This is a genomic window from Rhodopirellula halodulae (assembly GCF_020966775.1).
Taxonomy (GTDB): domain Bacteria; phylum Planctomycetota; class Planctomycetia; order Pirellulales; family Pirellulaceae; genus Rhodopirellula; species Rhodopirellula halodulae.
This window is the reverse complement of sequence record NZ_JAJKFV010000016.1, coordinates 59,679-73,020: the sequence shown is the minus strand read 5'-3', so window position 1 is coordinate 73,020 and position 13,342 is coordinate 59,679. Positions and strand designations below refer to the sequence as shown.

Here is a 13,342-nt window from a genome sequence, read left to right as displayed (position 1 = left end):
GCAACTTAGGCAGGTAAGACAGGAGCCGTATACGGACCCGTACGTACGGTTCTGTGAGAGGGCTGAGTCAGCGGTCGCTCCGCTGGCTCACCCTACTCGATTTTATACTCGGCTCGCTCGTCACTGAATCTCTCCTGCCACCGCAGTGTCTTTCATGTCCAACGCTCCGCACTCGCCGTACAGCCAACCGGTTCCCAACGCTCCTCGAGGCGGAGGCGGATCCAGCAAGAACACCGTGATCATTGTGGGGATCGTTTCGCTGACGTTGCTGCTGATGTGTGGCGGGGTGTTGGGGCTGGGCTACTACGCGATCGAGCGTTTGGCCAACGAGATCAACAGCGTCAACATGGATTACATGGCGGACGACTACGAAACACCCGCCGCCTTGGAATACGCGTTGGAAGACAACGAACGAATTCGCGATGAGATCGGTGAGATCGAATCCGTCTCATTCGCGGGTGAATACAACGAGAGCGACACGTACTACACCGACAACTATTACTACCGCGTTTACGGCAGTGACGGAGACGTCTTGGTCCGTGCGACGATCAGCGGCAAAGAGGACCGTCGGTTTGATCGCGTGGAGTTGATACCAGATGAAACCGATCTGGAAACTCGCGTGGAATTGGAGGCGAGAGCTGTCCCGTTTGAAGACAGCCTTAGCATGGCCGCCTACGATGCCGTTCAAGACGATGAACGCGTGCTCGAATTGACGGGAAAAATCGAATACGTTTTCACCGATTGGGATTTAACCGACGAGTACACAGGAGCAGATGATCCGGAGTACGTCTTGCGAGTCCGTGGCGAAGAAGGCAGTACGCGTTTGCGAGTCCGCTACGACGATTATGACTATGAAACGTTGGAGCGGATTGAGCTGTTCGAAGACGTCGAAAACCCGGTCACGTTAATGGACAAGAACGCGCGCGATTCAGAAGATTCCAATGAATCGGCGGACGGCGAATCCCAGGACGCTTCGTAACGTCCCGCAACTGTTGCCCTGCTTCGCCCGTTCTGATGACGACGTTCAGATCACTTTTGATAGGCCGATGAAACGGCCTCGTGCAGAATCTTGCCCTCGTGGATGTTGATGGCCGATTGCAGCGGGCTAGTTTCGTTCAACACGCCGCTCAAACCCAACGCAGCGACTTTCGAGATCCAACGCATGGTCGCGTTGCAAAGAGCGAAGGTGCTGGTTCGACCAACGGCACCTGGCATGTTGGCGACGCAGTAGTGAACAACTTCGTCAATGATGTACGTGGGCTCGCTGTGCGTGGTGGGGCGACTGGTTTCGATGCACCCGCCTTGATCAACCGCCACGTCGATGACCACCGCACCCGGTTTCATGATCCGTAGGTCTTCGGCCTGCACCAACTTTGGAGCACGAGCACCCGGGATCAGCACCGACCCAATCACCAAATCGGCTCGTTCGAGTTGCTCCAGAATGTTGTGTCGATCGCTGTACAAAGTGTTGACGTTGGCGGGCATGACATCGTCCAGGTAGCGAAGACGATCCAAATTGACGTCCAAGATCGCCACATCGGCTTGGAAGCCCGCCGCGATTTTGGCAGCGTTGGCACCAACGATGCCTCCGCCGAGGATCGTGATGTGGGCGGGGGCAACGCCGGGGACGCCACCCAGCAAAATGCCGCGACCCATCTGAGGCTTCTCGAGAAATTTCGCTCCCTCTTGAATGCTCATTCGCCCCGCGACTTCGCTCATCGGCGTGAGCAGCGGTAGATGCCCGGAAGCGTCGCGAAGTGTTTCGTATGCCAAACACATGGCTCCGCTTTCCAACATCGCTTCGGTCAGAGAATCGCTGGCGGCGAAGTGAAAGTACGTGAACACGATTTGCCCAGAGCGGATCAGCCCGTACTCGGACGGTTGCGGTTCTTTGACTTTGACGACCAACTCGGCTTGCGAATACACGTCTTCGGCCGATGCGACCAATTCCGCGCCGGCTCGCAAGTAGTCGTGATCGGGCAGTCCCGAACCCAGCCCCGCCCCGGCTTGGACCAGAACGCGGTGGCCCGCTGCGGTTAGTTCAGCCACGCCGACGGGCAGCATGCCAACGCGGTATTCGTCCGTTTTGATTTCAGATGGGACGCCAACAATCATGCTTCACTCCGCTGGATTGGAATCGCTTAAAAGGAATTGGTGCAGACGATCCGCTTCGTGACGTTGCAGCCGAATGACATTGTTGAAATCGTCGATGTCGTCTGGCTTTAAAAACAAATGGCCTCGGTCATCCGCGTCCGGCATGAGAGGGCCGTCTTCGGATCGAATGTAAAACCATTCATGCGTCATCACGGCTACCGGGGATGCATCGCGATGAATCACGACGTGAGAAACGTTTTCCGCCTCGTCGGTAGGCGTCTCCAAGGACTGCTGCCGCGGAGGGCTGCTTTCCAGAAATGTCTCGATCGGTACCAATGGATCGTCAACATGCAATTGACGTTGGTTGACCAGTTTTGCGAAATCGTCGGCGGAAGTCAGCAAGCGGCGGCGTAGTCCGGTCCCGCCGGAACAGATGAGCGGCACCTGCAGATGACAACTGCGCAAAGGGCCCGTGCGATGGCCGATGCCACCATTTTGTCCAAGAGCAAACCCGCTCGTGCCGCTGATCAGCAGAGGCGTGTCATCCGCAGTCAGCGACAGCAGCACGTCCATCATCGCGTCGACCAATTTGATTTGACACGCGTAAGTGCGCATCCAAGTGGTGATCCAATCGGGATCTTCGTTGGCAGCGAGGATCCGATCGGGAGGCTCCGTGTCGCTGATGATCCAAGGCACTTCTGCGAGGTCGTTTGGACTCGTCTCATCCAGCGGATCGGCGTCTGCATCAGCGTCGGTGCCCGACGATTGACTCACCTCTCCAAACTCATCCGCGTCCTCCGATTCGTCGTACGGTTCCTCGTCAAAGGCTTCGTGCGATTCAAAATCGTCGCTGAGTTCCCGCGGCGCATCCCAGTGACGGGTCAAAAAGCGACTGTGTAGCCAAACGGACTGGTCTTGGTTCAGGCGATCCGCCGCCACCGCGGTGAGGCGACCGAGTGTGGTGTCTTCGATTTCAATGGTCCGCGGTGAGTCGTCGTCTGAGTCATCGCCGAAGCTTTCATCTTCGCTTTCAACCAGCACGATCTCTTCAAACACCGCCGCCGAATCACGTTGCAGCAATCGTTCGTCATCGGTGATGACCACGATTTCTCGCGCCGCTTCGCCGAGTTGGCTGGCCCATCGATCCCATTGCTCAAGTGGATCGGTCACAGGGGTGATCACGCGATTCCAAGTGACGCCGTGGGCAGCGATGCGATCCAGCGTCGGTGTTCGGTTCCAAGACGATCCGTAAGCCGAGATCGCGGCGGGTGTAAATCCTTCGAGTGTGAAGATCAGCATGCGTGGCGATGGAACTCAGATTTCAGACGGGGAAGCACCAAAACGTGACCTAGTGTTCAGCGTGCAGTCTATCGCGAGGCGGTCGCTTTCAACATCACGGGAAGCGATTGTCGCGATTGAATCGATTATTTCGCCTTCCACGTTTGACGTTCCACCATGAGCTCGGTTCCCTCGGTCGATTCCTATTCCTCCACGACTCCCCAATCGGTTCCCGTCGTCCCACCAAGCTCGCGGTTGGAAACGCAGCCGGGCGTTGATCGTCGATCGCAATCGTCGATGGATCCGCACTCGCCCAACTCCACTGCGAACGTTTCGACGTTGCCACCGGGGGTGCGTGACACGGTCGATGTTTGGGACATTCCCTTTGATCGATTGGACATGTGGCAATCCGTCGACGCGATTGATGAGATGATCGCCGCCCGTGCACCCCAGTACGTGATCACAGCCAATCTGAACTACTGCATGCTGCATCACAAAATGCCGGAACTGCGTCCGATCACGCAGCGAGCGGCAATGGTGTTGGCCGATGGTCACCCAATCGTGGCCCGCAGCAAATTCACCGATCGTCCGCTGCCCGAACGAGTCGCCGGAAGCGAACTGATTGTGCACCTGTGCAGCCGAGCTTCGCTGCGTGGTTACCGCGTCTATTTCCTGGGCGGTGAACCCGGTGTCGCTGAAAAAGCTTCGGCACGCCTGAAGGCGATGTATCCAGGATTGCAGATCGCCGGTTGCGAATCGCCGCCCTATCGAACGTTGAGCGAAGCGGAGCAAGCCGAACAGTACGCCCGAATTCGCGATTCGAAGACCGATTTGCTATTCGTCGCGTTTGGCCAACCCAAGGGCGAAAAATGGATTGCCGAGCACGCAGCCAAAATTGGCGTTCCCGTCAGCATTCAACTGGGCGCATCGTTTGACTTCTTGGCCGGAACCGCGAAACGGGCTCCCAAGCTGTTTCAAAGCGTTGGAATGGAATGGGCGTATCGCATGATGAGCGATCCACGCCGTTTGGTGCCGCGATATGCTTCGAACATTGGCTATCTGTGCTCGGCTCTGATGACCGACTGGAAAAACCAAGTCAAACGCTGGGGAATGGACATGCAGTCCTAGGCACGACTTTTCGGGTCAATTGCCAACGGCGGTCACGATGCTCGGGTCTGGTTGCCAAAGGTACAAGAAAGTCGGCATCGAACTGCGATCCAAACCAGGGATCTGTATCGGCAACAACGATGTCATCGGAGTGTTTGGCGTCACGTCGAATTCTGACATCGCTCGGTCGTTGTCCCGCCGAAGGAGAACCAAGCTCGGCGTGTCCGCCATGCCGGCCAAATTGGCCGCCAACCGCACGGCATCGTCGAGATAGCCCGTGTGATCCACCAAGCCCATGTCCTTGGCTTTCAAGCCCGAGAAGACTCGTCCATCAAACGGAACTGCAAACGCCGGTTTCGATGACTCGTCTTCCGGGGCGTTTTCTTCGTCTGAGTCGTCTCCGTCGTTGCTCGCAGGCGGCACGATGGTCAGCTTCTCACCGCGAGACTGCTGGACTTGATCGATGAAACGCTGGTGAAATTCCGTCGCCATCGATTGAAGCAAATCACGTTCGTCTCGCTGCATCATCCGCTCGGGTGATCCCAGGTCGATCTTAGTGCCCGATTTGATGGGTAGTGACACGATGTTGAACTGGCCCAGCGTGTCTTCCATGTTGTAATTGTTCAGGATGACACCAATGCCACCCACGACGGACGTTGGGTGAGCGACAATCAGGTCGGAATGGGTGGCCAAGTAGTAAGCCCCACCCGTTCCGGTCGTCATTAGACAAGCCACCACCGGAATTCCACGACGGGTTCGCAGTTGGTTCAATTGATGTGCCAGCATGTCCGATGCGGTCACGCCACCACCGGGGGAATTGATCCGAAGCACAACCGCCGCGATGGATGGATCCGCTTCGATGTAGCTCATCTTTTCACGGAACAAGGCGACGGGGTTTTCGCCCATCGATCCGAAGCCGCTGAAATTGCGATCCACCAGAAGGCCATCCACGTCGACAATTGCGATTCTTTGAGATGACGAAATGCTGGAGGGGTTGAGTTGAACGGCGCGTAGTGGTGAGGCGGTGTTGTCGGTTTTGCTAATCGTTGTCATGGTCCCATTCATTCGAATGTCACCATCAACGCCCATGTCACCATCGATCCGCATGTTGCCGCCCACCAAGGCACGGACCGGATGAGAACATCCACCGATCCACAGCAGCATCAGCACGGACAAGCACCCACCAACAGCCGCTCGCGAAAACCGAGTTGCATGAACGGTTTTCGCGTCAGTCGATTTCGATTGGATGCATCGAGGTAATTGCAGCATCGATCAACGTTGAAGTGGGAAGACTCGTGGGCGAAGATCCAAACATGTACCAGATGGAATGGTTCGGTTGGATCCTGCCCTCGTTTTTGGCGCGGCCTGTATCACCCCATCGAACGTTTCCGATGGAAGAATGAATGCAACGCCGAACTTCGTTGCAACGGTTGCAGGTGGAACAATCGTTGCAATCGGTAAAGTTGCCCTCCGCGATAGCAGCGTTTGTGGGGTTGGATTGGACGGGAAAACGAAACGATCGGCCGGTGAGCTACGTTTCGATATGACATTGCTGCTTCTTTTGTCGTTGCTCGCGATCATTCCTTGGTCGATTCCTGTTCTTCGCCGCGCCCGAACTTGGTCGTTGGTGATGGCCGTGTTGCTGCTGGGAACCGTGTTCGGTCCCGCCTTCTTTGCCATCAGCGGATTCATTCAGATCAGCTTGGACCGTTTGCTGTGGGCGGCCGTGATCGGAGTCGCCGCGTTCCGAATTCTGAGCGGTGAGGCAAAGTTGCCTCGCATCACCCGAACCGATGGGATTTTGCTTGGGTTCGTTGGCATTGGTCTGCTGAGCTGTTTGCGTTTCGGCATGTTCGGCGAGGCTCAACCACCGATTGCTCGCTGGTTGTTCTACATGGCGATTCCGTCCAGTCTGTACGTCGTGATGCGGACGGCAACGTTTCGCCCCGCGGACATCCACGCGATGGTGACCGCGATCATCACGCTGGGCGCCTACCTCGCCTTCACCGGCGTGATGGAAATGCTAGACGTGCGAGCGTTGGTGTTTCCGCGTTTCATCAATGATCCCGAGGTCTGGGAGTTTTACGGCCGAGGTCGCGGGCCGCTGCTCAATCCAGCCGGCAACGGAATCTTGTTGACGCTGGCATTGGCGGCTTGCTGCAGTCGTTTTTTGGAAAGCGGACGTCACGGCAAAGCGTTCTACGCGGCTTTGTCATTGTTGATGTTGACCGGTTGCTATTCCACGCTCACGCGAAGCGTATGGTTAGGAGCGATCGCCGCGGTGGGGGGGATTGGATTGATCTATGTTCCTCGTCGCGTTCGCTTGGTCGCGTTGGCGGGTGTGATCGTGTTCAGCGGTGCTATGGCGTTGGGTTTGAAAGACCAAATCATGAGCATGAAACGCGACAAGGCACTCAGCGCCGCGGATGCGGCCAAGAGTGTCGAGCTGCGGCCGTTGTTGGCCTTGGTCGCCTATGAGATGTTCCTGGACCGGCCCTTGGGTGGGCACGGCTACGGTCACTACTTCGATGCGGCGGAACCTTATCACGCGATTCGTCGTCACGGTGTTCCGCTGGAGAACGCTCGCCCCTACATGCAGCACAACGTCTTTCTATCCGTGCTGGTCGACCTGGGGCTCACCGGATTCTGTTTGCACATGTTGTTGCTGACGGTGTTGTTTTGCCTGGCGTGGCAAATGGCATCCGTCCGGCACGCCGATGCATCAACCTCACAGTTGCGAGCCAATTGGCTCGAGCGCGGTGAGCAAGACCATCGCCGTACGGTTGGGATCCTGATGCTGGGAATCCTCAGCGGCTACGTCTGCAACGGTCTGTTTCACGAAGTCGGCATCATTGAGATGGTGCACATGTACCTGTTCGCCATTGCTGGCGTGTTGGTCACGTTGCATCAATCGTCGGACGCTTTGGTCGCGACGGGCCACGTTCGTTGGAATCCGTTTCTTCGTTGGCAACCCAGTTCCGGCGAGCACCGCGAGCCGGTCCGCGACGGAAGAATTCCCGGGCAGCGTCAAGCGAGCGTGTGAACCCCGGTGGCCAACTGTTGGCCAATTGAGGATTTCTTTCGCCGGTGGCCCAGTCTTCCGGTGCCATGCGAACGCTGTCGAGTTCTTGTGGCAGCACAATGGAATCGTTCACGGACAATTCCATCAACCAAGACAATCCAAGCAATGGCTCAAACGCCGAACTGGAGAGATCCAAACCGACCAGCGAAAGACTCTGCAACCGATCGCAGCGTCCCAAGTGTGTCAAGCCTTTTGCTGTCAATTGTGTGTTGTCCAGCCGCACGCGGCGAAGACTTTTCAAACTTGGCAGATGAGCCAAATCTTGGTCGCGAATGGGGGTCGCGATGGCGTTGATCTCTTGCAGACCGGGCCAATTCGGGAAATTGGAGGCCAGGTCTTCTGGAATTTGCGTTCCGGGCAAGATCAACGAGTGAAGCTGTCGCGACTGAGTCAAACTTTTCAACGTTTCCGCCGACAAGACGCCTCGTTCCAACGTGAAGGAAAGCAAGTTGGGAACGTTCTGAACAACGAGATCAGACGTTCGGGGGCGACGAATGGAAACCTCGCTCAAGCATGGCAAGTTCACCAATCGAATGCGTTCTGCACCCGCAGCGATTCTGATCCGGCTGACGAACGAGTCCAAATTTTCCAGTTCGACGGTCTTTGCACGCAACGTACGAGTCAAGAAAGCTCGCTTCAATTTCGGCTGATCCGCGATGCGAATGTCGTCGAACGTTTCCCACGGCAGTTCCAAGGCTTCCCATTCGTTGTGCATGGAGAGCAATTCAGGAACGATGGATTGATCCACTTCGCTGCCGCTGACCGATAACTCTCGAATCGATTTCACGCCACGAAGGCTGCGCAGTTGCGACGAGTCGAACTGGCAGTAATCCAGCGTCAGCGATTTCAAAAAGGCGTTCTTGTGCAGGTGATCCAAGTCGCATTGCCGCAAGTTCAATCCCGACAGATTGAGTGATTGCAAATATGGGAACGAAGACGCCCATGCGATCAGGTTCTTGGGAACCGATGGAATTTGGCTGTGTCGAGGCCCCATGATTGACGCCCACATCTCGCTGCCGAATACCTCGCGAGGTTCACCAAATCGAGACGCCTGACGACGGAACATCATCATGCCCGTTCGCGGACGACGCACGACGACTTCGTAGAGTCGTGGGCAGTCCTTCACGGTCCAGTTTTCAAAGTTCTCGCCCGAAACTTCCAGGTGAGACATTGATGACAGGTTCGACAGGTGAAGCTCGGAAGCCCATAGCGTGTACGCGTTGTCACTGTCACCCCGGGTGAACCGCATGGAGTGCGAATCGATCCCCTGCAAATGAACCAAGCGTGGCAATTCCATCAGACTGAGTTTCATCGGGATGCCCGCGTCCAGCGACAACGTGGTCAGCGACGGCATCACTCGGACGGTCAGGTCGATGATTTCGGGAGTCAAGCTTCGGCGTTCGCGTTCGTGACGCAGGGTCAGCGATTGCAAACTGGGAGCTTCTTCAAACACCCATTGCTTTGGGCTGGGGCCGGTGGTTTGGATGTCCAACGTCAGCAACGATGGCGACAGAAGTTCCTCTGTATTGATTGCGGCCCGTGGGATCTTCCGGACGGCAAGCGAAGAAAGCAAACGCTGTGAGTCAACACGAAGTTGCGTGGGCTGATCTGACTGGAGTCGTTCCTCTGGCAAATGGAACGACAACGAGACGCAACGCAGATCAGGCAGCTCCTGCAGCAGTTGGTTGCTCGATTCAATTCGTGGGATGCCGTACCAACGAAGTGTCGTCATCCACGACAGATCTTCCATCGCCGTCAGTTGGTTCGCACTCAGATTTCCGTAGAGCGAAACAAATTCGAGCGATGGGTAGTGATTCCAATTCAGTTCGTTGAAGTTCGTTCGCGGCGTGCATTGCACTCGCGATGCGTGGGTCCAAGGACCGCGATACTTCAGCGGCAACCGCGCGATCATTGGGTGTTTGGTCGAGCACGTCAGCGTCGTCAAACCTTGTTGACGCAGAAACCGAAGTCGCGATTGGGTGCTGTGAAAATGCCAAACCGTTGCCAGCAATCCAACGATCGTCAAGCCGACCAAACTGACTTGATAGCGACGGTTCGTGGAACCCGTTGGCGTCCAAAGCAATCGCCATGGTTTGCAGCCGGGTTCGTAGAAAAAAGCCGCGATGCCCGCCAACGCCAGGATGCCGCAGCAGAACCAAGCGTCGATCCACATTGCGGTGCCAAAGACACCCCACGTTTCCAAACCGTCGCGGCCTTCGTTCAATGAGAACTTGGTTTGGTAGGCGTCCAGCGGGAAGCCGCCGACGTACCAAAGGTGCCGTGGTGAGGCGGCCTTTTGACTTTGTGACTGATCGAGTACCTCTTGCGAAGCCGCTTCGCCGATCGGCAACAGGTTCTCATCGTTTATCAAGACGTGCGAGGCGTCTCGCAGATACGTTTCCGAAAGCAAGCGTGGTTTCCAAGCAAGCCCCATGAGCATGCCGAGAATCAACACAGTTGCGGATGTCCGTATCCAGCGACGTCGCGGAGAGTTCAGCGAGAGCTGTTGTGGGTTGAGCTTGTTCATAGTGAATCCAACCACTCGGGCTTCAAAATGTTTCGGCTTACTTTCAAATTTATCGTCTACCTTGGTTGCTTCTCGGAACGTTGGCAACGCATCTTTCGATGAAAAAATGGCCGGAAAAAGGCTATTGATGGCATCGCGACATAGCCTCCTTGGAACGGTAAGATTCGCCGCCATCGAGGGCGGCCCGTCGCACTACGTTTTTCCGAAAAACGCTGCTTTCTCGATCGCCAGTCACCAATTCGCTTCTGCGGCCGGTCTCAGGCGCCTCGTTGTTCCCTCCGTTGGTCACCCTCTTTAGGTAGCAAATCTTCATGAATGTCACGGACTTTCTGGAAACCCACTTTCGTCACTTCAACGCCCGTGAGTTGCTGGCCTCTGCCAAAGCCTATGGAGAGTTCATCAATGGCGGCGGCAAGATGATGGTGACACTCGCGGGGGCGATGAGCACCGGTGAGCTGGGACTGTCTTTGGCTGAGATGATCCGCCAAGGAAAGGTTCACGCGATCACTTGCACCGCGGCGAACTTGGAGGAAGACATCTTCAACCTGGTGGCTCACGACGAGTACGAGATCGTAGAAAACTGGCGAGCTTTGTCGGCGGAAGACGAGGTGAAGTTGCGCGACCAAGGTTTCAATCGTGTGACCGACACCTGCATTCCCGAAACCGTCATGCGTCACCTCGAAGACCGCTTGGTGCCGATGTGGGAAAAGGCCGCGAAAGAGAATGCGGCTCGGATGCCTGTCGAATACATGTTTGAATTGCTGGACGACGAGGGGCTGGTCCAGCACTACCAAATCCCTCGCGAAAATAGCTGGGTCGCGGCAGCCAAGGACGCGGGCATCCCAGTTTTCACGCCGGGGTTCGAAGACAGCACCCTGGGCAATATCTACACGGCTCACGTGATTGATGGCAGCGTTCCCGGCCACGGTGGCTATGCGTCCGGTACCAAGCAAATGGAGCAGTTGGCTCATTGGTACGAGGACACGATGAAAGACCCGATTGGGTTCTTCCAAATTGGTGGCGGAATCGCGGGGGACTTTCCGATCTGCGTTGTTCCCATGTTGATCCAAGACCTGAAACGCGACATCCCGCTGTGGCGTTACTTTTGCCAGATCAGCGATGCCACGACCAGCTACGGCGGATACAGCGGCGCCGTGCCGAACGAAAAGATCACTTGGTACAAGATCGACGCGGAATCGCCCAAGTTCATGATCCAAAGCGATGCATCGATTTGTGTACCGTTGGTCTTCGCCCACGTGTTGGGGTGGTAGTCACGCCGGAGCGACGGACCGCGAGCGAGCTAGTTGTCGCCCTGAATTTCGCGAATCAGACTGGTTCGCTCGCGTTGGTATCGCCGATGGGCCGCGTCGTATTTGCCTTTTGCGTTGTGAGTGCTGATCATGCCCACGATGGCGAAGACGATGAAGATCAAGCCGAAGAATGCCATCGGTGCAAACATCATCGACGCCATGATCGTCCAAAAGATCGCGAAGAGGATCACTCCCGCAAAGACAATCGTCGATACCACGGTGTTCGGTGGCGAGGTGATTTGTCGTCCGTGTTTGTTCGTTCCTAGTAAACGCAACCGCTCACGTTCCCATTCGTCGTCGAGCCGATTGAGTTCGGTGCTGCGTTTGATCTGCTGGACGTCTTTGACGAGAGCTTCGGTGGTTTCGCGAAGCTCCTCGATCGTTTCGGTCGAATAAGACGATCCGGTATGGTGAATTGCCAAGCTGGCCCGGCAATAACCGCAGGTCACAAACTTGGCTTTGGGCTTCACGTCGATAGGAGCCCCGCAGTGATCACAACGAAGCGAGATTAAACTCGGTTTCATGAAGTTCCGTTCAATACGAATACGCGCTGGGGCTCAATGGAGAAAATGGTCACGGAGCCTATCGTGATAGAAAAGCTCACGTGACGCTGACTATCCGTACCAAGCGTACGTTGATGACGGAAACCTCACTTGTCAAAACACAATCTCATCATTGTTGGTGAGGAGGCTCGCTGGACAACAACTGCAAGGCTTCCACGGTTCTCGCGATTTGCAATTCGTTGAGTGTGAAGTACTGATCGCGTCCAGAAGGATCTTCTTCAAATGTGGTCAATCCATCGTCGGCGACGGTCACGGTGCCCACGGGAGTCAATCCAAAGTAGTCGCGATCGGGACGCACCAACTGCAGCACACAAGTCAAATCCCAAGTGGGACGATCGTGGGGCGGCGGCATGTAAGCGATGTAGGCTTCGGCCAATGGATGATGTTCGACGTAGCCGTAGTCCTGTTCGATGCTCTCGTGCGGATAGCGGAGCGCGATGCCAATTTCGTAACCACTCCACAAAATCGGCGTGGGCCATTCCTTCGCCAGCTTTTGTGCGGCAGGGATGTCCTTGATGACGTTGTATTCCTTGTGGTCGTACAACTGGCCTTTGTCATTTTTGATTTGCGTGAATGCACCGGCCATGACACTGAGTTTTTGAACCTTTTTCTCGACCAATTCACGACCGGTCATCGGGCTGATGTCATCGGCGGGAGCGTCCAGCAAATTGGCAAGGTTGGTCGAAAAACCGACTTGAGCAATCACAACACTGTTGTCTTCCGCGGAGGCCAAGGTTCGTCGCAGCAGGTTGACGGCATCGGGGGCGTCTTTGCCGCTTCGCAGGTCGTGCGGAAAACGGTCCTTGCCGTTGTCTTGGATCTCCGCCAAGCCGTTGAAGCGACCTTTTCCGTTGGTTACATCGCTGCGGCAAACTCCGATGGGAATTTCGCCTCGGCCGTAAAAGGTATTGATCACATCCGCGAATGCGGCGGCCAACTCGTGGTCCTTGGTGATCGTGACGGCCAGCAGTTCACATTCGCCGCGTGACTGCAGCGCGTGGATGCAGCCCATCGCCAAGGCATCGTCGACATCGTTGCCAAGGTCCGTGTCGAAAATCAGTTGAACGGGTTTGTCCGCGTGGGCGCTGTGGCTGAACGTTAGGCAAGAGCCGACGGCGGCCAGCGAAAGAGCGAAACAAAGGAACGTTGGACGCATTCTCATGGTGGGCATCAGGTGGGAAAGAGAGGTGGGGATGGATCCGTCTTCGACCGGCGGCCGAGACGAACACGCATCTTAGCTCAATTGATTTTCCCAGGCACGGTTCTGATGAGAACTGGGCGCGAGAATGCTTGGAGGGATCGCGAGGGGAGATGCAGCAGATTCCGGTGATCGTGCGCGGGGCGTGCCGCGGTTTGTGAGGGTGTTTGCAGGCTAGCAGCC

Annotated in this window: 9 protein-coding genes and 1 pseudogene; 4 read left to right on the top strand and 6 right to left on the bottom strand. The window is 56.1% G+C overall.

Going from position 1 to position 13,342, the window contains the following annotated elements; genetic code table 11:
* Nucleotides 1–154: 154 nt before the first annotated feature.
* Nucleotides 155–979 (top strand): hypothetical protein, encoded by an 825-nt coding sequence (locus tag LOC70_RS12745; RefSeq protein WP_230253962.1) that lies wholly within the window; start codon nucleotides 155–157, stop codon nucleotides 977–979.
* 50 nt (nucleotides 980–1,029) lie between these two features.
* Here LOC70_RS12745 and ald read toward each other — a convergent pair whose 3' ends face one another.
* Nucleotides 1,030–2,115, bottom strand: coding sequence for an alanine dehydrogenase (ald, locus tag LOC70_RS12740; RefSeq protein WP_230253961.1), 1,086 nt, complete (start codon nucleotides 2,113–2,115; stop codon nucleotides 1,030–1,032).
* A gap of 3 nt (nucleotides 2,116–2,118) precedes the next feature.
* On the bottom strand, nucleotides 2,119–3,393 hold the full coding sequence (locus tag LOC70_RS12735) for a sulfatase (RefSeq protein ID WP_230253960.1): 1,275 nt from the start codon (nucleotides 3,391–3,393) through the stop codon (nucleotides 2,119–2,121).
* Between the two features lie 156 nt (nucleotides 3,394–3,549).
* On the opposite strand from LOC70_RS12735, the gene LOC70_RS12730 reads away from it, so the two are divergent.
* Nucleotides 3,550–4,500 (top strand): WecB/TagA/CpsF family glycosyltransferase, encoded by a 951-nt coding sequence (locus LOC70_RS12730; RefSeq protein ID WP_230253959.1) that lies wholly within the window; start codon nucleotides 3,550–3,552, stop codon nucleotides 4,498–4,500.
* Between the two features lie 15 nt (nucleotides 4,501–4,515).
* On the opposite strand, the gene LOC70_RS12725 is transcribed toward LOC70_RS12730, so the two are convergent.
* A complete protein-coding gene (locus LOC70_RS12725) occupies nucleotides 4,516–5,643 on the bottom strand; it encodes a S49 family peptidase (protein ID WP_230253966.1) in 1,128 nt (375 codons plus the stop codon).
* Between the two features lie 163 nt (nucleotides 5,644–5,806).
* Between LOC70_RS12725 and LOC70_RS24495 the strand changes: the two are divergent.
* Nucleotides 5,807–7,120 (top strand): annotated as a pseudogene (locus tag LOC70_RS24495) (O-antigen ligase family protein); the annotation flags it as partial.
* Between the two features lie 256 nt (nucleotides 7,121–7,376).
* Here the strand turns inward: LOC70_RS24495 and LOC70_RS12715 are convergent.
* Nucleotides 7,377–10,088, bottom strand: coding sequence for an adenylate cyclase (locus LOC70_RS12715; protein WP_230253958.1), 2,712 nt, complete (start codon nucleotides 10,086–10,088; stop codon nucleotides 7,377–7,379).
* Between the two features lie 311 nt (nucleotides 10,089–10,399).
* Between LOC70_RS12715 and LOC70_RS12710 the strand changes: the two genes are divergently transcribed.
* Complete coding sequence (locus LOC70_RS12710) at nucleotides 10,400–11,359, top strand: deoxyhypusine synthase family protein (protein ID WP_230253957.1); 960 nt, start codon at nucleotides 10,400–10,402, stop codon at nucleotides 11,357–11,359.
* Nucleotides 11,360–11,388: 29 nt separating this feature from the next.
* Here LOC70_RS12710 and LOC70_RS12705 read toward each other — a convergent pair whose 3' ends face one another.
* Nucleotides 11,389–11,922, bottom strand: coding sequence for a zinc ribbon domain-containing protein (locus LOC70_RS12705; RefSeq protein ID WP_230253956.1), 534 nt, complete (start codon nucleotides 11,920–11,922; stop codon nucleotides 11,389–11,391).
* Between the two features lie 148 nt (nucleotides 11,923–12,070).
* The gene (locus LOC70_RS12700; protein WP_230253965.1) at nucleotides 12,071–13,117 is read right to left on the bottom strand and encodes a nucleoside hydrolase; all 1,047 of its coding nucleotides are present in this window, start codon (nucleotides 13,115–13,117) and stop codon (nucleotides 12,071–12,073) included.
* Nucleotides 13,118–13,342: the final 225 nt, after the last annotated feature.